Origin of the sequence: Stenotrophomonas sp. LST15-1-1.1 (genome assembly GCF_040815575.1) — a bacterium.
Taxonomy (GTDB): Bacteria; Pseudomonadota; Gammaproteobacteria; order Xanthomonadales; family Xanthomonadaceae; genus Stenotrophomonas; species Stenotrophomonas lactitubi_B.
The window spans coordinates 139084-165783 of the sequence record NZ_JBFPNJ010000001.1 but is presented as its reverse complement, the minus strand read 5'-3'; the positions used below and the strand labels follow the sequence as shown (position 1 = coordinate 165783).

The following is a 26700-nucleotide window of genomic DNA, read 5'->3' as shown; positions in this document are numbered from 1 at the left end:
CACTGTAGCGCCGGCCGTGTCTACGGCGTGCGTTGGCGCAACGCCTGCAGGCGCGCGCCGAACCACGCCGCAGAGGTCTGTTCGGGCTGGCCGGGGCAGCGGATCCGGTACGCCTTGCCACTCATGCTGCTCTGGCTGGCCGCACGCTCGATGAACTGCTCGGCGGTGTCGACCATGTCCTTCTTCAGCAGGTAGTCGTACTTGCGCTGCAGGTGCGAACGCGCCTCGGCGGGACCGTACCAGCTGCCGTTACGCTGGAACTGGCACTGGGAGCCGTCCAGGCTGCCAATCAGCTGCGTGATCTCGCGACGCGCATCGGTGCTCGGCGCTGCGTCGGCAAGGCCCGGCGCCAGAGCCAGAGCAATTGCGACCAAGGGGGGATACTTCATGGCGTGCGTTCCTTCAGCCAGTTGTCGATGGTCGCCGGCACTTCGCGCTGCGCGCGCCCGGACACGTAAATACCAATATGCCCACCGCGGAAACTGGACTCGGTGTAGTCCTGCGTACCCAGCCGGCCACGCATCGCACGTGATGCATCCGGCGGCACCAGGTGATCCTGTTCGGCGTAGATGTTGAGCACGGGCAGAGTCACTTGCGACAGATCCACCGCCTCTTCACCGATCTTCACCGTGCCGTTCATCAGCCCGTTGCCCTGATAGAACTGCTTGATGAACTCGCGGAACGCCTCGCCCGCCAGATCGGGCGAGTCGAAGATCCACTTTTCCATGCGCAGGAAATCTTCCAGCGCCGCCTTGTCATCGAGGATGTCGAGCAGGCCCACGTACTTCTGCACGTTCAGGCGGAACGGCTTGAGCATCAGGTAGCTGGCATTCATCAGATCGGCCGGGATGTTGCCCAGCGTGTCCACCAGCAGATCCACGTCCACCTGCTGCGCCCAGTGCGACAGCATGTTGTCGGCGGTCTGGAAATCGACCGGGGTGACCATGGTGATCAGGTTGCCCAGCTTCTGCCGGCGCAATGCGGCGTAGCACAGCGCGAACACGCCGCCCTGGCAGATGCCGAGCATATCGACCGGGCCACCGCTGCGCGCGCGCAGCGCATCCACCGCGCCATCGATGTAGCGCAGCAGGTAATCCTCAAGCGTCTGGTAGCGCTCTGAACGATCCGGATAGCCCCAGTCCAGCACGTACACGTCCTGGCCCAGCGCCAGCAGTTTCTGCACCAGTGAGCGATCGGCCTGCAGGTCCACCATGTATGGGCGGTTGACCAGCGCGTACACGATCAGCAGCGGCGGGCGACGGACCGGCGCGTTCTCGCCGACGAAGCGATACAGCACCACCTTGCCATCGCGCCAGACTTCCTCGCGGGCGGTGGCGCCATAGTCGACATCCTCCACCTGCGGCAACAGCTTCAACCCTTCCATCAGCTTGCGCTGCATGGCCAGGGTCTCCTGCATCAGGTCATCGGCATTGAAGCCCAGCGGTCCTTTCATGGCTTACGACTTCCGCGTGGTCGTGCGGGAGGTGGCCTTTTTCGCCGGCGTCTTCTTCGCGGCAGCCTTCTTTGCTGGTGCCTTCTTCGCGGGAGGCTTGCGCGCGACGGGCTTCACCCTGGCAGGCGCCGGCTGGGCCACCGGATCGACCGCATCGGTACCGGCAAGCACCGCCACCTGTGCCTGCAGCCGGCGCAGATTGCGCTCGAGCTCGGCGATGCGACGGTGGGCGGCATCCATCTCGGTGCGGGTCGGCAGGCCGATGCGTTCACTCATCTGTTCAACCTCGCGTTGCAGCCCCGCGCGCAGGCGCATCTGCGCATTGCCCAGCGCCGCGTAGATCTGCTGGAAGGGTGCAGACATGGCGACCTTGGCGTAGGCCTCCTCGGCCACTTCGATCCACAGGTCGAACATCGCCCGTGCGCTGGTCAGCTGGCTGCCGGGCTGCTCATGCTGGGCCAGGCGCTGCTCGAACAGGTCGAACGCCTCTTCCAGTGCCTGCTTGATCTGCTCGACATAGGCCTGCGAGTGATGCTGGTATTCCTCCTGCGCGCGCAGCAGGGCCTGCCACCGCGCCTGGTGCTCGCGGCCGGGCCCGAACGCCGGGCTCTGCAGCCAAGGACCGGCCAGCGTCTGCAACTGCTGGAACCACGCCGTGAACTCGGGCGGAGCAGCGCCGGCGTGGGTGCTGCCGCGGGCGCCCTGCAGCATCCACTGCAGCATGCCGTCGCCCTGCCCCTTCACCGCTTCACGCCAGGCCTGGGCAACCTCGGCACTGCTGGCATCGCGGCCGGCAAAGCGTGCAGCCACTTCCTGCATGGTGCCGTACCAGCTGCCAGCCTGTTCACGGAACCGCCGCACCGCCTCTTCCGGTGCGGCCGCACCGGTCTCGGGCAGCAGTTGGCCCCACCAGTCGAACAGGTGCTTCCAGCTGCCCGGATCGTCGCCAGCGGGAGTTCCCGGCACAGCCGCGTGGCGCAGGGCATCGCCCCAGGCGCCGAAGTACTGCCGGGCCAGGTTCTCGAAATCGCTGCTGCCGGGGTCGTTGGCCGAGCTGGTCATCGCGCTCCTCCGCAGGGCTGGATCATGGCTTGGGAATGCGCAAGGTCTTGCTGATCATCAGCGACCCGGACAGCGCGAACAGCAGCACCAACGGATGCAGCTGCCAGGGGCCGATCTGCCACTGGCCCAGCCACAGGTCGTGGCCGATGGCATCGGTGCCGGCGGCAATCGCCAGCACAATCACCAGCGCCAGGCTGGTGGGAATCGGCGTTCCCTCGAAGTACTTCACCTTGCCTTCGTCACCGCTCATCGCCTCGGCGGTCACGTTGTACCGGGCCAGGCGGCTGACGCCGCAGCAGACGAAGTAGCTCAGCACCAGCCAGTCCCAGCCGCCCTGCATGCCACAGGCATAGGCCAGCGCTGCGGGAGCAACACCGAAGGAAATCACGTCCGACAGCGAGTCCAGCTCGCGGCCCAGCGTTGAACTGGACTTGCGCCAGCGCGCGATGCGGCCGTCCAGTGCATCGAAAATGAAAGCCAGCGGGATCAGCGCCATGCCGAACAGCAGATAGCCGCGCTCGCCATCCTGCAGGAAACGCATCGCGGCAAACACCGCGCCGGTGCCGCAGAAAGCGTTGGCGAGGGTGAACCAGTCCGCCAGATGGAACTCGCGCAGCATCGAGAAGTGACGTTTCATGAAGTCTCACGGGGCATCAAGGCCCACAGGGTACCGCGAGCGCCGCCACCGGCAACAGCGTGGGCTGACCCCGCCCTTCACCCGTCACTCACCGATCCTCACCAGCGGTGAATTTTTCGCCACCCATCTTGACAGCCTAGGGGGGTGGCGCCTGCCAGCGCTTATCCACAAAGTTGCCCACGCGTAATCCACACCCCCTGTGGACAACTGGTTCTCACCGACTGCGACGCTGGACATTTCCTGATCACCCCGAGCCGGGGTTTCCCTACTTCCCAACCCGTTCGGCTGGCGCTATGGTCTGCGGCGGACCCGCCGCCGCCACGTCCGACTCCTTACCCACGGACGATGTTGATGCTGGATGCACGCACCCTGGCCGCGCAGTTGCGGCAGCCCCATGGCGAGGCCGCGCTGGCCGTGGCCGAATCGATGAACCGCAGCAATGGCGCCCTCAACCAGGCAGCAATCGCGTTGCTGGCGGTTGCTCCCGGAGAGCAGGTGCTGGAGATCGGCCCGGGCAACGCCGCCTTCGCGTCGCTGCTGCTGCAGGCCAGCGGCAGTCGCTACGTGGGCGTCGAGCTGTCCCGTGCCATGGTCGACGCCGGCAACCAGCATCTTGCCGCCAGCGGCCTGGCCGGGCGTGCCGCGCTGCGCGAGGGCGATGCCCATGCCCTGCCCTTGGCGGATGACTGCGTCGATGCTGCGCTGGCAGTCAACACGTTGTACTTCTGGCCGAACCTGGCCCCGGTACTGGATGAGCTGGCGCGGGTGCTGCATCGCGGCGGCCGGCTATGCCTGGCCTTCGGCGAGGCCGGATTCATGCGCAGCCTGCCCTTTGCCGGCGACTTTGAACTGCATGAGCTGGATGCCGTGGAGCTCGCGCTGCGGATGTCCGGTTTCAGCGTCACGGCCTGGCGCTCACATCGCGAATGCACGGCCGGCAATGACGGCCAACAGCGGGAAAGGCACTTCCACTTGCTGCTGGCGCGCCGTCGGTAGGGGCGGCCATGTCAAAGACGGCTGAAGGACCAGCTCTGCATGCGTCCATCCCGATAGGGCATCACCCCGTGGAAAGGGCGCGGATCGGCATCGAACACCAGCGGCAGGAAGTTGCGGTCGCCCTCCCACATCGGCAGCTGGTCGAGCTTGTCCACGTCCACCCACTCCAGGGTGCCTTCGTGGTTGCCGCCGTGCGGGGCACCCTCGAAGCTGTCGATGACGAACACGAAACCGAACCAGTCCTCGCCGTGCTTGCCGAAACCCGGCCAGCTGATGGTGCCGCGCAGGCGCATGGCGGTGCAGTCGATGCCGGCTTCCTCGGCGATTTCACGGCGCATGCCGGCGGCCACGTCCTCGGTCGGTTCGACCTTGCCGCCAAGTCCGTTGTACTTGCCCAGGTGGTGGTCGCCCGGACGGGTATTGCGATGGATCATCAGCACCTGGCGACGATCGGGCGACAGCACATAGCCCAGGGTGGCGACGATCGGGGTATACGGCATGTGCGAATCCGGCGGCTGGTCAGCCGTGGATTATGGCCGATCAGCGTACCAGTGACAGGCGACGGTCGCCGGCGCCCACGGTGTTGCCGTCAGGGTCACGGCGCAGGGTGGCCACGCCATGGCCGCGTTCGGCCAGGTATTCCAGCCATTTGCCGAGGAAGGTGTTCATCCGCATGCGATGGCTGATCAGCTCGGCCGGCGGCGGGTACAGGCCCATAGTGTCCTGCCAGCGGCGGCCGACGTAGCAGTGGGTGGTCTCGGCCTGGCGCGCGTCGCGGTACAGGCGGACGAAGGCCGATGGGTCCGGTTCACCGGTCACCGGGTCGGCCAGGTCGTAGGTCAGGCGCAGCTCCACCGTGTAGCGGTGGCACTCGATCACATCCAGACGCACATCCAGGCCATCGCCCACCGAGGAGACGTAGCTTCCCGCCACCAGCTCGGCCGGCGCGAACAGGCGCACCAGGTGGCGGTAGTTCTCCGCGTACAGCCCCATCAGCCAGCTCAGCCGGCTCAGGCGGGGAATACGCTCGGTACGGGGCAATGCTCGGGCCATGGGCTGATCCTACACGTTGGTGCTTCAACGTGGGGACGGTTCAACCCGCAGCCAAGCCGCCAACGGCGATCACCCCTGTAGAGCCGAGCCCGTGCTCGGCTGCTCTTCGGCCAGAACCCGGTGGCCCAGCCGAGCGTGGGCTCGGCTCTACAGGGCGCAGTTGAAGCGCCCATTGGCAGTGCCGACCGCTGGCCGGCAGCGCGGCGCGAGGGAAAAGATCAATACAGCTCGCGCTGCAATCCCAGCGTACCCAGCACCTTGCTGGAGATCTCTTCGATCGAGGTATGGGTGGTGCTGAGGGTCGGGATGCGTTCCATCTGGAACATGACCTCCGCCGCGGCCACCTCGCGCTTGCAGGTGTCCAGGTTGGCGTAGCGCGAATTGGGCCGGCGCTCCTGGCGGATCTGCTGCAGGCGGTCGGGGTCAATGGTCAGGCCGAACAGCTTGCGTCGGTAGTTGCGCAGCCGTGGCGGCAGACGGTCGCTCTCCAGGTCCTCGTCGGTCAACGGGTAGTTGGCCGCGCGCACCCCGTAGTGCAGCGCCAGGTAGATGCAGGTGGGCGTTTTGCCGGCCCGCGACACCGCCACCAGGATCACGTCGGCATCGTCGTAATTCACCGCGATGCCATCGTCATGGGTCAGCGCGAAGTTCATCGCGTTGATGCGCCGGTGGTAGGTGTCGAAGTCGACCATGCCGTGGGCCTGGCCGACCCGGTTCAGCCGGGAGCTGGACAGTTCGCGCTCCAGCGGCTCGATGAACGGGGCGAACACATCCAGCATCAGCGCCCCGCTTTCGGACAGGATCACGCTCAGGCTCTGGTCCACGCAGGAGTTCACCACGATCGGCCGGACCTGGTACCGCTCCCCCGCCGCCTGGATCCGGGCACAGGCTTCCCGGGCTTTTTCGGGGTCATCGACAAATGACATCCGGTCGGTAATGAAGCTGAACCCGGAGAACTGGGTCAGCAGGCTATGCCCAATGGTTTCAGCGGTGATACCGGTTCCATCGGAAACGTAGAACACCGGACGGATGGTCGACATGCGCGCATTTACCCCCTACGAAGCCTAAAAGGGCCGCCAACACAAGCTTGTGCCGACGGTGGTCTGCCCGGCATCATATCGACTTCTTCCTACGGACGCGGCCATTCAGCCCGCCTCGGGCGATGGCCAAACGGAGCATCGCGCTTGAACGAGAACATCCTGTGGTTGCACGAACTGCGTCTGGCCGACCTGGCCCGCGTAGGCGGCAAGAATTCCTCGCTGGGCGAGATGATCGGCAACCTGGCCGGTCTGGGCGTCTCCGTTCCTGGAGGTTATGCGACCACGTCTGAAGCCTTCAAGGACTTCATCGCGCACAACGACCTGTCCAAGCGCATCTTCGACAAGCTGGCCACGCTGGACGTCGAGGACGTCACTGCGCTGACCGCGGCCGGCAAGGAAATCCGCAGCTGGGTGATCGATGCGCCGCTGCAGCCGCAGCTGGACCAGGACATCCGCAGCGCCTACGCCAAGCTGAGCGCCGACAACGGTGGCGGCGACGTGGCCGTAGCCGTGCGTTCGTCGGCCACCGCCGAAGATCTGCCCGATGCCTCCTTCGCCGGTCAGCAGGAAACCTTCCTCAACGTCACCGGTGCCGACGATGTCGTGCACAAGGTCAAGGAAGTGTTCGCCTCGCTGTACAACGACCGCGCCATCGCCTACCGCGTGCACCACGGCTTCAAGCACGAGGACGTGTTCCTGTCGGCGGGCGTGCAGCTGATGGTGCGTTCCGGCGTCGGTTCCTCCGGCGTGCTGTTCACCCTGGACACCGAATCCGGCTTCCGCGACGTGGTGTTCGTCACCTCCTCGTTCGGCCTGGGCGAAATGGTCGTGCAGGGCGCGGTCAACCCGGACGAGTTCTACGTCTACAAGCCCACCCTGCAGGCCGGCAAACCGGCGATCCTGCGCCGTTCGCTCGGCAGCAAGGCAATCCGCATGGTGTATTCGGATGTTCCCGGCGAGCGCGTCAGGATCGAGGACACCCCGGCCGAACTGCGCACCACCTTCTCGATCAACGATGAAGACGTGGCCGAACTGTCGCGCCAAGCGCTGACCATCGAAAAGCACTACGGCCGCCCGATGGATATCGAGTGGGCCAAGGACGGTGTCAGCGGCAAGCTGTTCATCGTGCAGGCGCGCCCGGAAACTGTGAAGTCGCGCAGCCATGCCACCCAGATCGAGCGTTTCGCGCTGACCGAAAAGGGTGGCAACGTTCTCGCCGAAGGCCGCGCCGTCGGCGCCAAGATCGGTGCTGGCGTGGCCCGCGTGGTGAAGACGCTGGAAGACATGAACCGCGTGCAGCCGGGCGACGTGCTGATCGCCGACATGACCGATCCCGATTGGGAGCCGGTGATGAAGCGCGCATCGGCGATCGTCACCAACCGCGGTGGCCGTACCTGCCACGCCGCGATCATCGCCCGCGAGCTGGGCGTGCCGGCCGTGGTCGGTTCAGGCAACGCGACCAAGGTCATCGAAGATGGCCAGCTGGTCACCGTCAGCTGCGCTGAAGGTGATACCGGCTTCATCTACGAAGGCAAGCTCGGTTTCGAGCGCACCACCACCGATCTGGGCAACATGCCGCCGGCACCGTTGAAGATCATGATGAACGTGGCCAACCCGGAACGTGCCTTCGACTTCGGCCAGCTGCCGAACGCCGGCATCGGCCTGGCTCGCCTGGAAATGATCATCGCCAGCCACATCGGCATCCACCCCAACGCGCTGCTGGAATACGACCGCCAGGACGCCGCGACGAAGAAGAAGATCGACGAGAAGATCGCCGGTTATTCCGATCCGGTCGGCTTCTACGTGGACCGTCTGGCCGAAGGCATCGCCACCCTGACTGCCTCGGTCGCGCCGAACCCGGTGATCGTGCGCCTGTCGGACTTCAAGTCCAACGAGTACGCCAACCTGATCGGCGGCAGCGGCTACGAGCCGCACGAAGAGAACCCGATGATCGGCTTCCGCGGCGCCAGCCGTTACGTCGACCCGAGCTTCTCGGCCGCCTTCGCACTGGAGTGCAAGGCCGTGCTGCGCGTGCGCAACGAGATGGGCCTGGACAACCTGTGGGTCATGATCCCGTTCGTGCGCACCCTGGAAGAAGGCCGCAAGGTCGTCGAGGTGCTCGAACAGAACGGCCTGAAGCAGGGCGAGAACGGCCTGAAGATCATCATGATGTGCGAAGTGCCGTCCAACGCACTGCTCGCCGATGAGTTCCTGGAAATCTTCGATGGCTTCTCGATCGGCTCCAACGACCTGACCCAGCTGACCCTGGGCCTGGATCGCGACTCGTCGATCGTCGCGCACCTCTTCGACGAACGTAACCCGGCGGTAAAGAAGCTGCTGTCGATGGCGATCAAGTCGGCACGTGCCAAGGGCAAGTACGTCGGCATCTGCGGCCAGGGCCCGTCCGATCATCCGGATCTGGCCGAGTGGTTGATGCAGGAAGGCATCGAGTCGGTGTCGCTGAACCCGGACACCGTGGTCGATACCTGGCTGCGCCTGGCCAAGTTGAAGGCCAAGGGTTGATCCAGCTGCAAGCTGAATAAAGAAACCCCGCCTCGGCGGGGTTTCTTTTTTTGGGGAGGACCAACCGGGGCTGATGCGCCATTTGCAACTATTCCAGTAGGCCCCCTGAAATGGCCGACGCACACTTGGAGGACTAAAATCACTTCCCGGCAACTTTCGCCCCATGACCATCCCATTCGCACTTGGACTGTTCAACTACTCCGGTCCGTTGGCAGGAGCGCGGGAATTCCAGGAGTTTCACGAGTTTGCTATATCCATGCTCGAAGAGCGTGGAGTACAGGCCACCTACTTTGCGTCTGACGGAAAGGGCCACAGCAGCAATTTGGCGAAGCTGGGCAATGCAGCACATCGAAGACTTCTGGCCAGTGGCTTCAACGAGCTGACTCTCCTCAGTGTTGTCGCTGTCCCCAAAGGGAGTGACGCGCCCGCCTATGATCTGACGGCATCAGTGGATTTCTACTCTAGTCACGAGCTTGGAACGGAATTCGCTCTGTTTTCCAAGGACGCTCGCTTCCCTCTGGAACCGCAGTCCTTCCGGGAGCTCCTGGTGGGGCTGATCGCCCTGTATGACTGGGACTTCGGCTACGTCACTCAACCACCCTTCGAGCGCAGCCCGCAGGCCTACATCAGTGGCTACTGCGATGGAACCCAACCCAAGGACGAAGAAGACCGCAACCAGATCTGGTATGACGCTCCGCCGGAGGTGCGCCTGCGCAGGGCCCGCAACATTTTCCCCCTTAGCCTGCTGAATCCAGCGCAGCTGGTTGCGCCTGTGGCGCCCGGCAAGACACTGGCGGGGATACTGCAAGGTACTCCCGGCTGCACCTTGGACGAACTGGTGCCCGGCCGCCTCTGGCTCAGCACGGTAGAACCGCATCTGGTGCAGGGACTACGCTCGCTGCTCAAGGGTACAGGCGCATTGATCGAAGGCGGCTGACACCACGTTCATCCCGCCATGTCGATAATCTGCTCGCATGCAACCCGCCTCTGCGGGGTTTTTCGTTTCTGGCGTTCTTGAGCGCCGCGCCCGGTTCGACAAGGAGCCCGCATGATTGCTACTGCCCCACCCGCCCCCGCCACCACGTCCTGGTTCCATTCGCTCGACTGGGAGCGCCTGCTGGAAACCTACGGCGTGCCGTTGCTCGCTGCCATCGTCGTGTTGCTGGTCGGCATGTGGGTGGCGCGTCGCCTGTCCAATGCGATGCCCCGCGCGACCGCGCGCATGGGTGTGGACCCGATGCTGGGCAGTTTCCTGCGCAACGTGGTCTACGCGGCCTCGCTGGTGATCGTGGTGATCCTGGCCATCGGTACGCTGGGTGTGCAGATCACTCCGCTGCTGGCCGTGCTCGGCACCGCCGGCCTGGCCGTTGGCCTGGCACTGAAGGATTCGCTGTCGAACATCGCCTCGGGCGTAATGCTGGTGACCTTGCGCCCGTTCCGCGTAGGCGATGTGGTGACCATCGCCGGGCAGACCGGCACTGTGCGCGAGGTGCGCATTTTCCAGACCGTGATCACCGGTGCGGATAACCAGCACACCACCATTCCCAACACGCTGATCACCGCCGCACCGATCATCAACCTCACCGCAGAGCCCACCCGCCGCGTCGAGCTGGTGGTGGGCATCGGTTACGAAGACAACATCCAGCTGGCGCGTGATACCGCACTGGCGCTGATGAAAGCCGACCCGCGCGTGTTGCAGACGCCGGCACCCGACGTGGTGGTGTACGAGCTGGGGGCGCACGCGATCAATCTGGGCATCCGCTGCTACGTGAAATCGACCGATCACTTCGGCACCAAGGTCACCCTGCTGGAGCAGATCAAGCTGGGCTACGACAAGGCCGGCATCAACATCCCGTATCCGCAGCAGGACATGCACCTGTACCTGCATGGCAAGGATGGCGGCGTGGTCGAAGCTGACGCGCTGGTGCGCGACAGGCCCTGATCCAACCTGGTAGTGCCGACCAACGGTCGGCACCCACCCACCAGCATCGGTAGAGCCGGGCCATGCCCGGCGGACGCGGCATCAGGCCTGCACGGCCTCCTCCAGCGCCGGATAGTCGGTGAACCCGACCGCGCCACCGCCGAAGTACGTCGCGCGGTCGGGAAGATTCAGCTCCGCGCCCACGCGCAGGCGCTCGGGCAGATCCGGGTTGGCGATGAACGGCCGGCCAAAGCCGATCAGGTCGGCCCAGCCTTCCGCCAGCGCCTGCCCGGCACGCTCTGCGGTGTACTTGCCGGCGTAGATCAGCGTGCCCGGATAGATCATCCGCAGTGCCTGCTTGAACGCCACCGGCATCAACGGGGCGTCTTCCCAGTCGGCCTCGGCGATGTGCAGGTAACCCACGCCCAGCTCGCCCAGCAGGTGCGCGGCAGCCAGATAGGTCGCCTGCGGCGTGTCATCCACCGCCCCCTGCAGCGTGGTCAACGGCGCCAGACGCACGCCGACACGCTCGCCGCCAGCGACATCGACCACCGCCTGCACCACCTCGCGCAGGAAGCGCAGGCGATTCTGCAGCGCGCCGCCGTAGCCATCGGTGCGCTGGTTGGCCTGCGAGTCGATGAACTGGTTGATCAGGTAGCCGTTGGCACCATGCAACTCAACGCCATCAAAGCCAGCGGCCAGTGCATTGCGGGTCGCCTGCGCATAGTCGGCCACAATGCCCGGAATCTCTTCCACGCCCAGCGCACGCGGCATCGAGTGCTGGATCATCTCGCCCACGCCGGATTCCGGACCGGCACCGGCGGGGTCGACAAAGACCTTCACCCCTTCGGCCAACAGTGCCGAGGAAGAGACCGGCGCCGCGCCGTCCGGCTGCAGAGCAACATGGGACACCCGGCCTACATGCCAGAGCTGGGCATAGATGCGACCACCGGCCGCGTGCACGGCATCGGTGACCCTGCGCCAGCCCTGCACCTGTGCTTCGCTGTGAATGCCCGGGGTCCACGCATAGCCCTGGCCCTGCGAGCTGATCTGGGTGCCCTCGCTGACAATCAGGCCAGCACCGGCACGCTGGGCGTAGTACTCGGCCATCTGTGCGGTGGCAACATTGCCGGCAGCCGCACGCGAGCGGGTCATCGGCGGCATCACGATGCGGTTGGGCAGCGTCAGCGCGCCCAGGCGGTGGGGGGTGAACAACATGGCGGCATTCTCTTGCGGGGGATTGCCGGCAAGGATGGGGATCGCGCTGCGCGCGCAACAGGCGCGTTCGCGCAAAACAGTTGTGCCTGCCAAGCAAGGGTCAGAGCCCTTTCCTGCGGAAGGGGATCCGACCCTGTGCCAGGTCGGGGTCGGATCCCTTTCCGCAGGAAAGGGCTCTGACCCCATCGTTACAACGTCGGCTCGATCAACGCCGCACCGTGCGCGATGCGGTCATAGCAGGCGCGCACCACTTCCTCGCCGTACTTCAGCTCCAGCCGGCGCACGATGAAATGGCCGCGGGCCATGTCCTGGTAGTAGTCGGTGAACATGGTATTGAGCGTCGCGCCGGCTGCCGCACCGACGATCGGCACCGCCTGCGCGGCAAACTTCTCGGTGATCACCACACCGAAGCGCGCGGCGACCTTTTCCACCAGCTTGGCCAGCAGCTTGCCGGCTTCCTTCGGCGCAACGCCCAGGGTCAGGTCGCGCCCCGTCACCACGCGCCCGGCCAATTCGGCCGACAGGTGGCGCATCACATCGGTGGTGAAGCCACGGGCCAGGTAGTAGCCGGTCTCGCTGGCATCGTCGCGCGGCGAATTGCCGCCCAGCGCGAACACCTCCAGGCAGGCCTGGCGGGTGCTGAACTGCGATAGATCGAAGCCTTCGCTGCGGGCGACGTCGGCCACCGCACGCATCATGATCGTGGTCGACACCGGCAGCTCGATGAACAGCGCGGCGAAGCCGAACGCACCACCGACCGCGCCGGACGTCGCCGCCGCCAGTTTGTGCCAACGCGTCGAGGCGTTCTTGCCCGGAGTGTTGTCCATGCTCCACAGCGCGGCCTGCACCGATTTGGACAACGCCGCCTGCACCGCACCGTGGATGCGGTTGGAGACCGAGGTGGGAAGCGCCTTCACCGCGAACTCCAGCGGCGTCCCGACAAGGTTGGCCATGCGCGCGGTGATCGTGGGTGCTTCCAGCAGGGCTACTGCCCGCTGCAGGTCAGACCAGTCGCAGGCGTCGTGGGCGATATCACGGGGCAGCAGGATGGGCTCGTTCATGCGCCGATCTTAGCGCTGGAGAGTTGAACGGTTCGTGGTGGCCCGGTCGGAAGGGGCTATGATTCCTCCAGCCGCCCCGTATGCCGGGCGGCATGGATGAATCACTACAAGGACGCGCCATGTACGCACGAATGCTGCTGATCGGAACCCTCATCCTTGCCAGCCTCGGCTGGGCAGGCCAGGTGAACGCCGAAGGCCGCTGCCCGCCCGGCTCCTACCCCATCGGCAGCGAGACGGGGGTGATGGGGTGCGCGCCGATTCCTGGCGCTGGTGGTGAAAGCAGCGCTGGCATCGGACCTCCCACTCAGGGCAACAGAGTCAAAATGGTTCCTCAGTGGGTCGCATTTGCCCGTTCGCCGAACGGTCAGGTCATTGGCTGGAGTGTTCGCCAGCACAAGCAGAAGGCGGCCGACAAACAGGCGCTGAAGACCTGCAACAAGCGCAGCGGGGAGCAATGCGAAGTCATTGCCTCATTCACCGAAAGGTGCGCCTATGCGCTGCAGCACTACGAAACCGGTCAGTTCGAGGTGGTGTTCCGCAACGACAACGAAGTGGTGATGGGCAGCGAGGTCGCGCGCCAGACCTGCCCGAACGGCTGCCGATCTGTCCATTTCGAGTGCGCCAGGGCGTTCAACCTGTACGGCAGTGGTCCCGACCAAGGGCCGAATTGGTCTCCTTGACGGAAAGAGGAGCCCAGCGCTGCGGGGCCCATGCCTGACGGCTTTTTCGTCAACCCAGCGTAGCGCTCGCCGGGCATGGCCCGGCGCTACCGCAATCTTCAGGCGCCCGGCAGCCCCGACAGCGCGCCCATGAACTGGCGGTAGTGACGCAGTTCGTTGATCGAATCGTGCACATCGCTCAGCGCGGTGTGGTTGCTGTTCTTGCCTACGCCAGCGGCCACGGTCGGCGCCCAGCGCTTGGCCAGTTCCTTCACCGTGGACACGTCCAGGTTTCGATAGTGGAAGTACTTCTCAAGCCGCGGCATCTGCCGGTGCAGGAAGCGGCGGTCCTGGCAGATGGAGTTGCCCGACATCGGCGACACGCCGGCCGGAATCCACTGTGCCAGGAAGGCCACGGTCTGCGCTTCGGCCTGGCCGAGCGTCGTGGTGCTGTCGATGACACGCTGCCACAGGCCCGAACGACGATGCTGGTTGCGGTTCCACTCGTCCATCGCCTCCAGTGTTTCCAGCGGATGGTGGATGGCAAACTCCGGGCCCTCGGCCAGCACGTTGAGCTGGGCATCGGTGACCACGGTGGCGATCTCGATGATCGAATCGTTGTCGGTATCCAACCCGGTCATTTCCAGGTCGATCCAGATCAGTCGCTCGTTGGCCGCGCCGTTCTCTGCCATCGTGTCGCCTCGTTGCTGGGCAGGCACGAGGCCGGCCGGTAAAGGAAAGTGGCGGCCATCATACCCTTTCGCCACTCAGCCCTCGCCAGCGTGGTCCTCCAGCAGCAGCGGCGGCTTGCCGCGCTTGGCCCGGAAATAGTTGGTCAGGCGGTTGCCCGCCTCCTTGGCCAGCACGCCGGCATGGACCTCGACCCGGTGGTTATGGCGGGCATCACCGACCAGATCGAACACGCTGCCACAGGCGCCGGTCTTCGGATCGCTGGCGCCGTAGACCAGGCGCGCCACACGTGCATGCACGATCGCCATCGCGCACATTGCGCAGGGCTCCAGCGTGACATACAGCGTGCTGCCGATCAGGCGGTGATTGGCCAGCAGCCGCCCGCCCTCGCGCATGGCCACGATCTCGGCGTGCGCGCTGGGATCGTGCGAGGCGATGTTGAGGTTCCAGCCCTCGCCCAGCAGCTGGCCGTCGGCACCCACCAGCACTGCGCCGACAGGGATCTCATTGAACTCGCGTTGCGCACGTTCGGCCAATGCCAATGCGTGACGCATCCAGCTCTCGTCGACGTCGTGCACCGGCACGCCCAAGGCATCAGTCATGGCGTTTCTCGGATTCAAGGAGTGAGCGCGCGGCTAGTGTAACGCAGGCCTTTTGGCGCTTCCGCTGCCTGGATGTGAAGCACCGCGCCACGCCAACACTGCATCGCGACTTGATCTTGCGTGAAGACTCCTTCACGCTTCGCCAGCGCTTTCGACACTTGACGACGGTGCACTGCCGTTTACCGGCAACGATTTCACCTTTCGATCTCTACAGGGGGTAGTTTTGAACGCAGTTGCAGATACCACCGTGCAGGCCACCAGCCCTGCCGGAAAAGCCGCATGGATCACGCTGGCGATCGCTTGGTTGTGCTTCATCGTGCCGTTCCCCGGCCTGGGCCTGTTCCTGGGCTGGCCGTTGAACCTGGTGGCCTTCATCCTCGCCATCGTCGCAATGGCCAAGGGCGGCGCCATGAAGGGCCTGTTCCAGCTGCTGGGCTCGATCATCGTTTCGCCGATCGTGTACTTCGTCGGCCTGGCGATCTTTGCCGGCACCATGAGCGGCATCAGCGCGCAGAGCAAGGGCCAGCACGATGCGGCCGTCGCTGAAGCCAGCGTCTCGTCCGCCGCCGCGGAGGCAGATGCTGCCGCCAAGGCCACGGAAACCGCAGCCCCCGCAGTCGCCAGCGATGCCGCGATGGCACCCGCCTCGGCGCTGGAAGTGACCGCCACCACGATGTTCAGCGATTACCAGGACAACGAGATCGCTGCTGACGGCAAGTACAAGGGCAAGGCGCTGCTGGTTTCCGGCACGGTCGATTCGATCAGCTCGGACTTCATGGACAAGCCGGTCGTCCAGCTGAGCGCCAAGCCGTTCGGCTTCGTGCAGGCCAGCGACCTGCCGAAGGACGTGGCTGCCAGCCTGAAGAAGGGCCAGAAGGTCACGCTGGCCTGCACCGGCAATGGCGAAGTCATCGGCTTCCCGGCCGTGTCCGGCTGCACCGTGCAGTAAGGCACACAGCGAACGCTGATGCTCAGAGCCCCGCTTCGGCGGGGCTTTCTGTTTGTGGATATCACATCGGTACAATCCGGGTATTCCGAAGCACCTTGGCCTATCCCATGACCACCCTGCGCCCTTCCCGCGCCACCGATGGTGACGCGCTCGTCGATCTCTGGCGTCGCGCCGTCGACGCCACCCATGACTTCCTCAGTGTCGCTGACCGCCAAGCGATCGATGCTGAAGTTGCCGGCTTCCTGCCACAGGCGCCGCTGGTGGTGGCAGCCGACGACCAGGACCAGCCGCAGGGCTTCATGCTGATCGACGGCTCACACATGGAAGCGTTGTTCATCGATCCTGACGTGCGCGGAACCGGCATCGGCCGCCAGTTGCTGCTGCATGCGCTGGCCCTGCATCCGCAACTGACTACCGACGTCAATGCGCAGAATGCGCAGGCCGTGGGCTTCTATCGGCGCATGGGTTTCACCGAAACCGGTCGCTCGCCGCTGGATTCGCAGGGTCGTCCGTATCCCCTCATCCACCTGCGCCATCAAGGCTGACTGGCGCCCGGAGCGCCGGCCATTCCCCGATCAGGCAACCGCGTCGAACGCCGGCGAGTAGCGCACCTCGCCCTGCGCCATCGGCGGCTGCAGGCACAGGGCCTGGAAATACGCCGCCGGCACGCCCGGCAACACCAGATCCGGCACGGCACGAAAACCAAAACGCCCGTAATAGCCTGGCTCGCCCAACAGCACGCAGCCTCGCGCCCCCTGAGCACGCAATGCGTCGATCGCGGCCTGCATCAGCGCCGTGCCTACACCCCTTCCCTGCTGTTCTGGAAGCACGGAAATCGGCCCCAGCCCGAACCAGCCCTGGCTGCCGTCCTGTACGCGGACCGGGGAAATCGCGACATGCCCCACCAGTTGGCCCGCATCCTCTGCCACGAGCGAGATGCTCAACTCGCCCCGCTCACGCAATGCGCCGACGATGTGGTGTTCGGTGTGGCTGCTGTGCACAGCATCGCGGAACGCCATTTCGGTGAGCTCGTGAATGGCGACATGGTCGTCGATGGATTCTGGGCGGATTGCAAGGTTCATGGCAGGCACTTTGTCAGGGTAAGGAAGGTGTGAATTCATGATTCAAGTCACAAATTGATAGTGAGAGCCGATCGCGACATTGAAACGCCTTGGCGCTATCGAATCGCCTGTGCCGCAGTCGATTCACTGGCATCACCCTTCGCCGAATGCGTCAATAAATCGCCACCCTTGTCCAGAGACGGCTGGCGCCAGCTTTCCCGGGCACTCCATAATCGCCGGACCTGTCACCAGGGAAGGATGCATGGACATGGATGTACCACGCCGTTTCACGCCAAAGGGAGCGCATGAACGTCGAATCGCTCCTGATGCATGTCCCCCGCGCATCGAAGAGATTGCCGGATATGGCGCAAGCGGCGAGGAAACCCCGACGCGCTACCGGGTCGATCTGCGTGACGCGTTACTCTCAACCATGATCACTGCGCAGAATCTCGCGCGGAGAGTGGCCTGCTCCATATATCCCTCTATGCCCCAGGGAGGCCGACATTGCGCCCCAAGATGCTTCCGTGCCTTGCTCTGCTTCTATTGACCGCCTGCAACCCGGAGTCCGCCATGAACCAGGAACGTGCCGCTGCCGAAGCCGATGTCGCCCAGGGCGGGCGTGGCCTCGCCAAGCTCAACCCCAGCCCGCGCAAGGCCTATGAACTGGTGCTGCGCCTGAAGGATGCCCCCGGAGATTTCGCGGTGGTCGAGGGCGTTGCGCAGTACGACGTCATCAACGAAGACCAGTGCGGTCACATCGAGCCCGCCACAGGCACCGCAGCGCGCATCACCAGCCAGGAACCGGTGCAGCTGCGCAAGGTTGCCGATGGCGAGTATCGCGGCACGTTGTATGTGGACCGCATGCTGGATGAGGACTACTACGGCCGCGGCGTCTGCAGATGGGAATTCAGCGGAGCCGGTGCCATGCTGAAAGCAACCGGCGCCGAAGACGAAACTCGCTTCCTGACCTTCGTCGATGCCAAGCCGCTGACCGACGGCAGCGCGCATACGCTCTACTATCCGGATCTGGTCTATCCGCGGGCAGATCGCGTTCCCAATTTCCCGGCCAGTGGTGAGCCTGATCGCAGCGGCTATGCCGCCGACCTGCAGGACAAGCTGTTCACGATCAGCCTTTCTGCGAGTGAGGTCGCACCGTGACCATCACCTCCCAGGACTACGCTGCGTTATCCGATGACGCCTACAAGGACCGCGCCGTCGGCCGACGTGCACCCGGCCAGGAAGAAAAGGTCACGCTCAACGGCCATGAGTACAAAATACTCGAGCATGTCGACAACCGGCTCAACGGCTATCAGGGCACCGTCTATCAGCGCGTAGACAGCAAAGAGATCGTCATTGCCCATCGTGGCACGGAGGATATTGCCCGCGATGCGATCCTGACCGATGGCGGCATGGTAGTAGCGCGCACCAATGTGCAGGCACCTGACGCGATCGCATTGACCCAGAGAACGCTTGAATCTGCCGCACTCCAGTCCCGCTTGAATGGTGGACATACTCCCCAGGTCACCGTCACCGGCCACTCCCTCGGCGGCGCCCTTGCCCAGATCACCTCGCACCACTTCAACGTCAAGGGTGAGACCTTCAACGCCTATGGCGCGGTCAGCCTCAGCTACCGCATCCCCGAAGGCGGCAACACCATGATCAACCACGTCATGGCGTCCGATCCGGTCAGTGCTGCTTCGCCGCACTTCGGCCAGGTACGCATCTACGCCAACCCGGATGAGATCAAGAGGCTGTCAGCGGCCGGCTTCAGCAACCACCCGCTGCGCGACCTGATCCCGGATCGTCCAATCCTTGCAGCAGGCAGCTCGTTCGGCGCGCACAAGCTGGGCAACTTCCTCGGCGACGGCTCGGTCCTGAAGCATCCGGATACGCAGCAGCTGGCGAAAGACAACGCCAAGATGATCGAGGAGTACCGTGACGACGTGGAATCCCTGCGCAGTGGCGTTACCCGCGCAGCGCGCGGCATTCCCGGCGGCGCCATCGATCTGTACGACCACATCCGTGGCCCGCTGCAGCCCGGTGAGCCGGCACGCCGCGAAGCGGAGAGGAACGGCCATCACACCAGCATGCTGCGCATGGACGATGCCAACCATCTGGGCAACCCGCTGTTCAACGACGCGATCCGTGGCGTGCATGCCCAGGATGTGCGGGCCGGGCGCGTGTCGGACGTGATGAGCACGCAGCTGGCCGGCAGCCTTGCCGCCGAGATGCATGCTGCAGGCGGCAAGCGCATCGACGACGTGGTGATGAATGCCGATGCCTCGCGCAGCTTCGCGGTGCAGGGCCAGGGCGGTGACCCGGCACATCTGCGCGTGTCGGTGGACACTGCCGTGGCGATGAACACATCACTGGAGCAGAGCAGCCAACGGATTGATCAGCAGGCTGTCGAGCAGCGCCTGGCGCAGAACCGCGACCAGCAATTGGAGCAGCAGCAGAATCAGTCCCGCAGCATGCAGGCCTGACGAAAAAACGGGAGCCGATCGGTCAGCTCCCGTTTTTCTCTGAACTTGGCTATCAGGGGCTGGAAACCGCTGAGTTCGCCGCCGGCCCTGCCAGCACGTACGTATCGGGGCCCGAGTCCGGGAAACCGCCACAGGCCTTGTCGCCCGGCGCCACGGGATCACACGGCCACTGTGCGCGCGTCACCGTATCGCGCAGCTCGAAGCCCGTGCCGTTCCAGACCACGAAGGCCAGGTGCTCACGGTTCCAGTCGCTGAAGCTGTGCGGACCGGTCTTCTGCGGTGATTCCGGGTACTGCACGAACCAGCGCATGGCCGGTCCGTACTGCAACTTGCTGTGATCCAGGCTGATCTTGCCTTCGCGGGTGCGGTGACGGGCACGATCGGCCTCGGCGATCGACGGTGCCGCCGGCATCAGCTTTGCGGTGATGTTCTGCGGCACGCCATCGCTGCCAACCTGGTACACGCGCTGGCGGACGTAGGCCTGTCCGCAACTGCCGGCTGCGAGCCGGACAGGCTCTGCGGTGTTCTCGTTTGGCAGTGCGCCGTCGGCACAGTCGAACGGCGCCGAGACAAGATAGGTGGTCGTGGAAGCATCTGCGCCTTCAAACGAGCGCACCCAGATATCGCCCAGGCGCCCGATGAAGTCCGGACGTTGGCCCATGCCGGCCACGGCCTTGAACCATGCCTTCTGGCGCACTTCACGCTCGCGCCAGCTGCGCGGCAGGTGGATGTCCTGCTCGGGCAATGCCACCAGCAGCGCCGCCAGATGCGGCGGCAGCGTGCCCTGGCAGGCACCGATCATCAGATCGCCCTGCGGTGCCAGGCGCCCGGCCAGATCGACCGGGCAGCGCGCACCGAGCTGGCGCTCGGCGGCCTGGTCCGGTGCGAGCGGGATGATCGGTGGTGTGACAGGGGCTGGGGCTGACGGCGGGACTGGTGCCGGGGCCTGTGCGGTGTCGGGCACCTGTGCAGCGGCGGCAACGGGGGCCGGCACCTGCGTGGGAGCCGGTGGGGCTGCGACAGGCGTAGCTGGCGCAGCATTGGCGGAGGTAATGTCGGCCGCTGGTGCTGCCGCGGGCGCTGGCGCTGGCGCAACTGCGGGTTCGGCGGCGACGGCTTCTGGAGCAGCGTCCGTCGTCGATGCCGGCTGCGGTGCTGCTGCGGGCGGTATGGACGGCTCCGCCGCAGGTGCAGGTGCAGCAACCACGGCCGGCATCGGCTCAGGCGCGGCGACGGGTGCCGGTGCAGCAACAGCATCCGTTGCGATGTCAGCGGGCGTCTGCGCGTCCGCCGCGGCCACTAGCGGTGCTGGCACAGCCTCCTCGACGGCGGGAGCCGCCGGGGCGTCCGGTGCCTGCTGTGCGTGGGCCATGGCGGCAGCCAGTCCCAGCGGCAACAGCAACAGTGCCGAAGCGCGACCACGCTGGGCCACGTTGGAATGCAGGAAAGTGTTTCGCATGTTGTGTCCTTACAAAGAGATCCATGTAGGCACCCGAGGGTGCTCGGTGTCGTGCGATGGGCCCGCCGGTTTCCGACCTGCAGGCGGTTCCCAGATTACAGCGATCGCGGGCGGTTCTGCTCCTGCTCGCGAGTAACCGAAGCGGTCTGTTCCTGTCGGGAAGAGGCTTCGGCCGCCAACTGCTGGCTGCTCTGCTCGAGCGGCAACTGGGCGGCGACCTCGCGCTCGACCATCGAGCGCTGCATCGCCGGGTCGCCCATGACGCCCTGCACCGCAAACAGCGCCCTGCCGTCGGTACCGGCCACCACGTGATCGATACGGCTCATCCCTGCCTTCTGTGCGCTCAACGCCAGCGCCCCGGCCGCATTGTCCAGCTCCTGCTGGCTGCGCAGGCCACTCTGTGGACCCATCTGCTGCAGATGACCCCGTGCGTCGGTGAACAACCGGTTGCCGGCATGGGCCGGATCGGACATATCGCGCGCGCGCTCAGGCAACTGTGCAGGCTCGCCCACTTCGCCGCGGGCAAGCCGGTCCATCACGTCCGGGGTCAGCTTCTGCTGCCACGCCTCGAAACGCTTAAGCCGGTCCTCTACCCCGTTGATGGCGCCGTTGATGGCGTAGGTTGCCTCGCGCACGTCCTCGCGCGCGTGTTCCGGCACACGATTCTGCCATTGCCACACCGCGATGCGCCCAGCGTGTTCCGGCTGCGACGCCAGCTCGGGATGGTTGACCAGATCCAGATCCAGCGCGCTGCCGGCGCGCTCGTAGCTTTCCTTGCCGGTCAGCGGCAGATAACCGCGCCCGTGGTACTTGAGCGCATCACCGGGCGCATCGTTGCCCATCCGGCCGCCATACATCAGCTCGGCCAGGTCATCCGGACGCCCTCGCAGGGCTTCCTGGCGCGCAGACTCCAGCGCCTCGGTGCCATTGCGCCACGCCGCTTCGACCGGGATCTGCGAGATGCCCCGGGTATAATTGAAACTCTCGTTGAGCCGGCTCAGGCCACGCGACTCGTGCCCTGCCTGGGCCATGAAATTGGCCAGTTCAAGGGGGGAGTCGATGCCGGCTTTCGTCGCCTGCCGCAGCAGTTGCGACTCTCTATCGGTCGACACAGTGCAACTCCTGGATGTTCATCAGCGCGGATTCCTTTCCGCCGGTTGGAGCTTGGCTCATGGAAGCGACACCTCGGCGACACTGGACGGGTCGAAGTCCTCGAACCGCACCCTGCCCAGTTCCGCCACCGAGAAATCCCGGATGTTGGTCGCTTCGGTCTCGATGTCCACGACCTTGCGTCTCACCCCATCCACCCAGCAGGCCTTGTCCGCCGAGGCATAGCGGAACCGGTACGTGCTGCTCCAGCGCTCGCGGCTGCCGCCGTTGGTGATCACGCTGAAGGTGTCTTCCTCAACCATTGCATACGCAAAAGGGTCGCCAGCCAGGCCACCGCGGGTGGAACACGGCACCAGCTTGTCGTTGCGCGCGGCCAGCTGCCAGCGCCCGCGCCCGTCACCGCGCAGCAACAGCAGCACCCGGTTCGGTCCGTGCTGGCCGGGCACCAGCCCTTCCGGCGTTGGTTGGTCGATGACCAGAAGCTGGTACTCGATGCCATCGCCGTTGAGCTCGCCCCTGACGGCTTCCAGCAGGTTCGCACCGGACGGAACGAATGCCAGGGCATCGTCCATGTGTGCGCCAAACCTGTCGTCCATCCCCTCCCACTCCTTCAATGTCGTCTTGCCGATGCCCGCCTCCCTGGCCGGTCGGAACGCGGTGTCCCGGCTCGCCCGCGCCTGCGCTGATGCGGATCATAGCCCCGCGCACGGCGTGGCCGCGATAGTGGCAAGCGTCACCCGGTGCATGGGCTGACAGAGTCCTCATTGGACGGAAAAGCTCCTGCAATCGGCGGCACTGGCGCGTCATTTTTATGACGCGCGGGGAGCTTACCGCGAGGAGCTTCGCCGCGTCGAAGGTCGGGAGAAGCGAAAAGCGGAATTGATCACATAAAAACTGGGCTTAACGTGAATGGTGCCCTACCTGATGAACAGATCCGCGGTGCAGGCCGTGTTGGCGATCCTGCATTGATCCTGGGGCATCCGCTTCCACGCCGCCTTCGCGTTGCATTGCTGCATAGCGACAATGACCGCTCCCTGTTCGGACATGGCGGCGGCGACACTGGTGGTTTCAGTACCCAGCCCTGCGTGAGCGACCGCCACGCACTGCGCCTGGAACAGGGTCGCCAACGTGCATTCGCCCTTGCCGAATTCCCTGCACTCTTTCATGGACGCGCGCTTGGCCTTGCCGCGGGACCGCATCGAGTTGCTGATGAAAGTGTCACCGCGGGCATCCATCGCCACGCCGCGCACGGTCTGCGCCCAGTTGGGGCGATTGCTGTACGGCGAACCTGTGCTGCTCACGGGGATGGGCGCGCCCCCCTGCGCACCCTGGCCACCGATGGGATACATGCCCTGCGGGCAGCGGCCGATCAGATAGCCGCCCTTCGCGCCAATATCACCTTCACATCGGCAGCGCGAAGCTTGCCCTTGTCTTGGGGAGTCAACACGCTTGGGCACTGGTGGTTCCGTGGCGCGGTAGCTAGAACGCCTCGTAGACCGGCTCAGAACACGCTGAGTAAGCAATTTTGCACTGCGCCCCAGAAGGATCGATGCAGATCTTCTGCGCCTGCACGATGGCTTCCTTCATATCCTGCCCGCTCGCAACGCCACTACGCGCCCCATTCCCCTTGTTCTGAGGAACCAGCCAGGCTGCACACTGGTTTCTGTACGCGATGAGTATTCTGCAATCACGAGCAGCGTGCATTCCGCATCCCTCCAGAGCAACACGCTCCGCGTCCTCTTTCGTCGCCTTCCCTGTCGCAACACCTGCTTCAGACTTACTCGGCGAGGAAGCAATGGCGCCCCACGTCTTACGCCACTGCCCAATAGGTTCCGGCTCACGGCCGGCTCCCCCCGCCCCAAGAATCGGAGCGCACCCGCCGACTCCTTGATCGCCGATGGGGTACTGGCCGGCTGGGCATCGGCCCTCGGCATTCGCATTACCGGTAACGACGAGAACGACAAACGCCACCGTCAAGGCCAAAGAAATTGCAGTACCGCTCAAAGGCCTGAAGTCAGCCATTGCAAAGACTCTCCCAATATCGCTTTTGATCACCCTTTAACCTGATGCTCCGCGCCCGCAATCCTCCTTGAAGCCCTCCGCAGTACTTCGAGCAAATTTCAAGGAACCGGAGGCAACAAAATTCGCCAGATCAGCCCTCCTGAAAGAAGGGCTTGGTGCAGTCCGAGTGGAAAACAGAGCATTCCTGACTTCCCAAGCCCTTGCAATCCTTCACTGCCCGCTCCTGCGCCTGTTCTTTCGTCGCGCCGGTGTTGAACCTCATACCATTCTCCGGTCATGCAGCCCGGACAACCGCATAGCACTGGTTGTAGTAGGTAAAAACGACTGTGCAGTCCGTAGCTCCGCCTTGCCGGCATCGCTCGACGGCTTGGCGCTCTGCCGAAGCCTTAGCCTGATGCCCAGTAGCTGAACCTGCATCTCCACCAGGGGAGCTGGCGACAGCACCCCATGTCTTGACCCAATGCCCGGGATTCTCCTCAGGGGCGCTTTGTCCTGCGCCTGGTATGGGAGCGCAACCACCAACGCCTTGGTCGCCAATCGGGTACTGACCAGGAGGGCAGCGACCTTCAGCGAACGCCGAACTTATGTATACAGAGCCCAGCAGGACCAAGGATAGACACAGATGCTTCAAGGATACGCTTAGGTTCATCAGCTGAATCTCTACTTCCCATGACTCGGATTTGCCGCACCACGCTGACCGGGAATTGCTGAGCCGGGACCTCCCGTTCCACCAAACATATCCCCGTCACCGATTGCCGACCATGAAAGCTTGAGCCACAAGACAACTCTGCTGCCGCCAGCTGGAACAACTCAGACAGCAAGCTCAGCAATCAAGCTGCACTGCTGCTCAACGACTGCCGAAGCAACGTTCAATCCTCGATATAGTGCGGCGCACTGCATGAGGCATACAGCAGGATGCAACTCTGCCCGCCATCTTCCGCCTCGCACTGCCTCATCGAATCTTCCTTGGCCTTCTCAAGACTGCCCGCCCTGGAGGCATTAAGAACACCGCCGCGAGCCTTCAACTGAGAGATGTCCGGACCAGAGAACGCAGCGCATTGGTTATGGTAGGCCAGAAGTATCTGGCAGTCCCTTCCTCCCCTCTGCTCGCACTGAGCAAGCGCAATCCGACCTGCATCGGCCTTCGTTCCCATGGACTCAGCCACACCAATTGCGAGATTCGTACCCGGGATTGGCTTCTCATCCTTCGCAATAGCCCCCCAAGTAGTCGCCCAGCGGCCACTCGCTTGCGCGCCCGCACCACCTGCCGCCCCCGGAATCGGGGCGCAACCGCCAACTCCTTGATCACCGATAGGATACTGACCTGAAGGGCAACGCCCCTCCGCCATCACAGCCGACGGTGAAAAAGCCAGGATCGGCACCAAGAACAGAAGACTCAAAATTCACATTTGAATTCCAGGCAGTCTGACATTCACTTCACCTCGGCGTTTCCAAACTTCCCTGCGGTCTGTGCAGGAGAAGAAGATCCTGCACCACCCACCGCGTAGCCAGACATCTGCGATGCTCGCGCGCCACCTCCAACGCTCGCACTACCCTGATCCATTGCCGGCGGAGGAGGCGACATACCCGGCGGACGACCATCGGCACTCGGCGAGGCGCCGGCGCCGCCAACTACCTGCGAATATGCCATGAAGGTACCCAGTGTGCCCTGGAAGAACATCGCGGCCATTGGGGGCGCAATCAGGATCCAAGGTCGTCAAGATCAGACCAATGCCCACCCTGCTGCGTCGCCTGGCTGGACAAGCCGCTCTCAAACGCAGGGCCAAGAATCAGCTTCGTACCTGCCGATTCCAGCCAGAAAGCTTTGGCCACGCGGAACACCATGGCCAAGGCGATACCTGTCATTGCAGCCAGGACTGCCATGGAGAACAGCGCACCTTTGCCATAGAACAGCCGTCGCTGGAACAGTTACTTCGTCTGCTCCAACAACAAACCGAGGATGAACAATGGGCCAAGGCCAATGAACAGCGCGATTGCTATCTCATCCAACAGCAGCATTGAGCCTGCTGTGACGGCCGGACCTACGGCACCCAGCCCCATACATCACATGCCCCGCGCCTTCTGCCCCGTCGATGCCGGCCACGGCGGCGCTTCAAAGAACTTCCAGATTAGATGCCAACTCCATGACGGAGGCAACACGAAGTCGGCACCTACACGGTAACGGCCAACCTCGCAAAAATGCATTGCGTCATTGACCCACCTTCAATAGGACTGATAAATGGGCTCGCTGCATTCGGAATAAACTACCCGACAGTTGAGCCCACCTTTAGCTTCACACCGTTCCAATACCATCTTCTTCGACTGCTCAATTGTCGGAGAACCTGCGAAGCTCGTCCCACCTGCGCCGGCACCTGGTACAGCCGCTGCCGCGCATTGGTGCTTGTACGTAAAGGAGGCTGCACAAGCTCGGCCGCCACTGTTTGCACAAACTGCTATAGCGTCCCGTACCGCTTCGGACTTGCTCAACCTCCCTGCGGCTGCACCGGAAGCGCCATCAGGAGAAAGCGAGATGGCGCCCCAAGTTTTTATCCATTTACCACTGGGGCGAGCCGGAGCGGCCACCCCACCGCCACTTGGAATTGGCGCGCAGCCCTGAACACCTTGACCGCCTATCGGATACTGCCCCTGAGGACAACCGCCCTCTGCCTTTACCAATGTTGGGCACGACAAAGTCACCATC

Annotated in this window: 31 protein-coding genes; 10 read left to right on the top strand and 21 right to left on the bottom strand. The window is 64.3% G+C overall.

What is annotated here, in order from left to right; genetic code table 11:
• Nucleotides 1–20: 20 nt before the first annotated feature.
• The 4 genes from MRBLST15_RS00810 to MRBLST15_RS00795 are packed head-to-tail and all read right to left on the bottom strand — an operon-like array spanning nucleotide 21 to nucleotide 3152.
• Nucleotides 21–389: a YfeK family protein gene (locus MRBLST15_RS00810; RefSeq protein WP_367784673.1), complete on the bottom strand. Its 369-nt coding sequence runs from the start codon at nucleotides 387–389 to the stop codon at nucleotides 21–23.
• Nucleotides 386–1453, bottom strand: coding sequence for a class III poly(R)-hydroxyalkanoic acid synthase subunit PhaC (locus tag MRBLST15_RS00805; protein WP_367784671.1), 1068 nt, complete (start codon nucleotides 1451–1453; stop codon nucleotides 386–388). Before MRBLST15_RS00805 ends, MRBLST15_RS00810 begins: the two co-directional genes overlap by 4 nt.
• Nucleotides 1454–1456: 3 nt before the next feature.
• Nucleotides 1457–2515: a class III poly(R)-hydroxyalkanoic acid synthase subunit PhaE gene (gene phaE / locus MRBLST15_RS00800; RefSeq protein WP_312704316.1), complete on the bottom strand. Its 1059-nt coding sequence runs from the start codon at nucleotides 2513–2515 to the stop codon at nucleotides 1457–1459.
• Between the two features lie 22 nt (nucleotides 2516–2537).
• Nucleotides 2538–3152, bottom strand: a complete 615-nt coding sequence (locus MRBLST15_RS00795) for a CDP-alcohol phosphatidyltransferase family protein (RefSeq protein ID WP_025879258.1) — start codon at nucleotides 3150–3152, stop codon at nucleotides 2538–2540.
• A 345-nt stretch (nucleotides 3153–3497) separates the two neighbouring features.
• Here MRBLST15_RS00795 and MRBLST15_RS00790 point away from each other — a divergent pair, with 345 nt between their 5' ends.
• On the top strand, nucleotides 3498–4148 hold the full coding sequence (locus MRBLST15_RS00790; RefSeq protein WP_367784669.1) for a class I SAM-dependent methyltransferase: 651 nt from the start codon (nucleotides 3498–3500) through the stop codon (nucleotides 4146–4148).
• Between the two features lie 11 nt (nucleotides 4149–4159).
• On the opposite strand, the gene MRBLST15_RS00785 is transcribed toward MRBLST15_RS00790, so the two are convergent.
• The 3 genes from MRBLST15_RS00785 to ppsR form a co-directional block, all read right to left on the bottom strand.
• A complete protein-coding gene (locus MRBLST15_RS00785; protein ID WP_093819148.1) occupies nucleotides 4160–4648 on the bottom strand; it encodes an NUDIX hydrolase in 489 nt (162 codons plus the stop codon).
• Between the two features lie 40 nt (nucleotides 4649–4688).
• Entirely contained in the window at nucleotides 4689–5201 is a 513-nt protein-coding gene (locus MRBLST15_RS00780; RefSeq protein ID WP_025879261.1) for a DUF1249 domain-containing protein, read from the bottom strand.
• 218 nt (nucleotides 5202–5419) lie between these two features.
• Nucleotides 5420–6241 (bottom strand): posphoenolpyruvate synthetase regulatory kinase/phosphorylase PpsR, encoded by an 822-nt coding sequence (ppsR, locus tag MRBLST15_RS00775; protein ID WP_089236004.1) that lies wholly within the window; start codon nucleotides 6239–6241, stop codon nucleotides 5420–5422.
• A gap of 144 nt (nucleotides 6242–6385) precedes the next feature.
• Here ppsR and ppsA point away from each other — a divergent pair, with 144 nt between their 5' ends.
• The 3 genes from ppsA to MRBLST15_RS00760 all read left to right on the top strand — a co-directional run bounded on the left by ppsA (nucleotide 6386) and on the right by MRBLST15_RS00760 (nucleotide 10706).
• On the top strand, nucleotides 6386–8764 hold the full coding sequence (ppsA, locus tag MRBLST15_RS00770; RefSeq protein WP_089236005.1) for a phosphoenolpyruvate synthase: 2379 nt from the start codon (nucleotides 6386–6388) through the stop codon (nucleotides 8762–8764).
• Between the two features lie 163 nt (nucleotides 8765–8927).
• The gene (locus MRBLST15_RS00765) at nucleotides 8928–9701 is read left to right on the top strand and encodes a hypothetical protein (RefSeq protein WP_312704314.1); all 774 of its coding nucleotides are present in this window, start codon (nucleotides 8928–8930) and stop codon (nucleotides 9699–9701) included.
• 111 nt (nucleotides 9702–9812) lie between these two features.
• Nucleotides 9813–10706: a mechanosensitive ion channel family protein gene (locus MRBLST15_RS00760; RefSeq protein WP_367784666.1), complete on the top strand. Its 894-nt coding sequence runs from the start codon at nucleotides 9813–9815 to the stop codon at nucleotides 10704–10706.
• Nucleotides 10707–10787: 81 nt separating this feature from the next.
• Here MRBLST15_RS00760 and MRBLST15_RS00755 read toward each other — a convergent pair whose 3' ends face one another.
• Entirely contained in the window at nucleotides 10788–11903 is a 1116-nt protein-coding gene (locus MRBLST15_RS00755) for an alkene reductase (RefSeq protein ID WP_367784664.1), read from the bottom strand.
• A gap of 188 nt (nucleotides 11904–12091) precedes the next feature.
• Nucleotides 12092–12964, bottom strand: a complete 873-nt coding sequence (locus MRBLST15_RS00750; RefSeq protein ID WP_367784662.1) for an EcsC family protein — start codon at nucleotides 12962–12964, stop codon at nucleotides 12092–12094.
• Between the two features lie 119 nt (nucleotides 12965–13083).
• Between MRBLST15_RS00750 and MRBLST15_RS00745 the strand changes: the two genes are divergently transcribed.
• Entirely contained in the window at nucleotides 13084–13644 is a 561-nt protein-coding gene (locus MRBLST15_RS00745; RefSeq protein WP_367784660.1) for a DUF4189 domain-containing protein, read from the top strand.
• 98 nt (nucleotides 13645–13742) lie between these two features.
• Here MRBLST15_RS00745 and orn read toward each other — a convergent pair whose 3' ends face one another.
• Nucleotides 13743–14315 carry an oligoribonuclease gene (gene orn, locus MRBLST15_RS00740; protein WP_367784658.1) on the bottom strand — a complete coding sequence of 191 codons (573 nt, stop codon included), beginning with the start codon at nucleotides 14313–14315 and terminating at the stop codon, nucleotides 13743–13745.
• A 75-nt stretch (nucleotides 14316–14390) separates the two neighbouring features.
• Complete coding sequence (tadA, locus tag MRBLST15_RS00735; RefSeq protein ID WP_265954820.1) at nucleotides 14391–14915, bottom strand: tRNA adenosine(34) deaminase TadA; 525 nt, start codon at nucleotides 14913–14915, stop codon at nucleotides 14391–14393.
• Between the two features lie 223 nt (nucleotides 14916–15138).
• On the opposite strand from tadA, the gene MRBLST15_RS00730 reads away from it, so the two are divergent.
• Nucleotides 15139–15864: an OB-fold protein gene (locus tag MRBLST15_RS00730; RefSeq protein WP_265954819.1), complete on the top strand. Its 726-nt coding sequence runs from the start codon at nucleotides 15139–15141 to the stop codon at nucleotides 15862–15864.
• Between the two features lie 107 nt (nucleotides 15865–15971).
• Nucleotides 15972–16409 (top strand): acetyltransferase, encoded by a 438-nt coding sequence (locus MRBLST15_RS00725; RefSeq protein ID WP_367784655.1) that lies wholly within the window; start codon nucleotides 15972–15974, stop codon nucleotides 16407–16409.
• Between the two features lie 30 nt (nucleotides 16410–16439).
• Here MRBLST15_RS00725 and MRBLST15_RS00720 read toward each other — a convergent pair whose 3' ends face one another.
• Complete coding sequence (locus MRBLST15_RS00720; protein ID WP_367784652.1) at nucleotides 16440–16946, bottom strand: GNAT family N-acetyltransferase; 507 nt, start codon at nucleotides 16944–16946, stop codon at nucleotides 16440–16442.
• Nucleotides 16947–17429: 483 nt separating this feature from the next.
• Here MRBLST15_RS00720 and MRBLST15_RS00715 point away from each other — a divergent pair, with 483 nt between their 5' ends.
• Together MRBLST15_RS00715 and MRBLST15_RS00710 are read left to right on the top strand one after the other, a co-directional pair.
• Nucleotides 17430–18083 (top strand): hypothetical protein, encoded by a 654-nt coding sequence (locus MRBLST15_RS00715; protein ID WP_132824819.1) that lies wholly within the window; start codon nucleotides 17430–17432, stop codon nucleotides 18081–18083.
• Entirely contained in the window at nucleotides 18080–19408 is a 1329-nt protein-coding gene (locus tag MRBLST15_RS00710; RefSeq protein ID WP_367784650.1) for an XVIPCD domain-containing protein, read from the top strand. The genes MRBLST15_RS00715 and MRBLST15_RS00710 overlap by 4 nt, the downstream gene beginning before the upstream one ends.
• Before the next feature lie 52 nt (nucleotides 19409–19460).
• Here MRBLST15_RS00710 and MRBLST15_RS00705 read toward each other — a convergent pair whose 3' ends face one another.
• The 8 genes from MRBLST15_RS00705 to MRBLST15_RS00675 form a co-directional block, all read right to left on the bottom strand.
• Nucleotides 19461–20402 (bottom strand): hypothetical protein, encoded by a 942-nt coding sequence (locus tag MRBLST15_RS00705; protein ID WP_367784648.1) that lies wholly within the window; start codon nucleotides 20400–20402, stop codon nucleotides 19461–19463.
• A gap of 560 nt (nucleotides 20403–20962) precedes the next feature.
• Nucleotides 20963–21979 carry an XVIPCD domain-containing protein gene (locus MRBLST15_RS00700; protein WP_367784646.1) on the bottom strand — a complete coding sequence of 339 codons (1017 nt, stop codon included), beginning with the start codon at nucleotides 21977–21979 and terminating at the stop codon, nucleotides 20963–20965.
• A gap of 57 nt (nucleotides 21980–22036) precedes the next feature.
• Entirely contained in the window at nucleotides 22037–22573 is a 537-nt protein-coding gene (locus tag MRBLST15_RS00695) for a hypothetical protein (protein ID WP_032952144.1), read from the bottom strand.
• Nucleotides 22574–22894: 321 nt separating this feature from the next.
• Nucleotides 22895–23434 carry a DUF4189 domain-containing protein gene (locus tag MRBLST15_RS00690; RefSeq protein ID WP_367784643.1) on the bottom strand — a complete coding sequence of 180 codons (540 nt, stop codon included), beginning with the start codon at nucleotides 23432–23434 and terminating at the stop codon, nucleotides 22895–22897.
• A 22-nt stretch (nucleotides 23435–23456) separates the two neighbouring features.
• Nucleotides 23457–23999: a DUF4189 domain-containing protein gene (locus tag MRBLST15_RS00685; RefSeq protein ID WP_367784641.1), complete on the bottom strand. Its 543-nt coding sequence runs from the start codon at nucleotides 23997–23999 to the stop codon at nucleotides 23457–23459.
• A gap of 130 nt (nucleotides 24000–24129) precedes the next feature.
• Entirely contained in the window at nucleotides 24130–24261 is a 132-nt protein-coding gene (locus tag MRBLST15_RS21040; RefSeq protein ID WP_414716118.1) for a hypothetical protein, read from the bottom strand.
• Nucleotides 24262–24273: 12 nt separating this feature from the next.
• On the bottom strand, nucleotides 24274–24648 hold the full coding sequence (locus tag MRBLST15_RS00680; RefSeq protein WP_414716117.1) for a DUF4189 domain-containing protein: 375 nt from the start codon (nucleotides 24646–24648) through the stop codon (nucleotides 24274–24276).
• Nucleotides 24649–24868: 220 nt separating this feature from the next.
• The gene (locus tag MRBLST15_RS00675; RefSeq protein WP_367785517.1) at nucleotides 24869–25348 is read right to left on the bottom strand and encodes a DUF4189 domain-containing protein; all 480 of its coding nucleotides are present in this window, start codon (nucleotides 25346–25348) and stop codon (nucleotides 24869–24871) included.
• 382 nt (nucleotides 25349–25730) lie between these two features.
• On the opposite strand from MRBLST15_RS00675, the gene MRBLST15_RS00670 reads away from it, so the two are divergent.
• Nucleotides 25731–26021 (top strand): hypothetical protein, encoded by a 291-nt coding sequence (locus MRBLST15_RS00670; RefSeq protein ID WP_367784639.1) that lies wholly within the window; start codon nucleotides 25731–25733, stop codon nucleotides 26019–26021.
• A gap of 201 nt (nucleotides 26022–26222) precedes the next feature.
• Here MRBLST15_RS00670 and MRBLST15_RS00665 read toward each other — a convergent pair whose 3' ends face one another.
• Nucleotides 26223–26699, bottom strand: coding sequence for a DUF4189 domain-containing protein (locus MRBLST15_RS00665; RefSeq protein WP_367785516.1), 477 nt, complete (start codon nucleotides 26697–26699; stop codon nucleotides 26223–26225).
• Between the last annotated feature and the right edge of the window lies 1 nt (nucleotide 26700).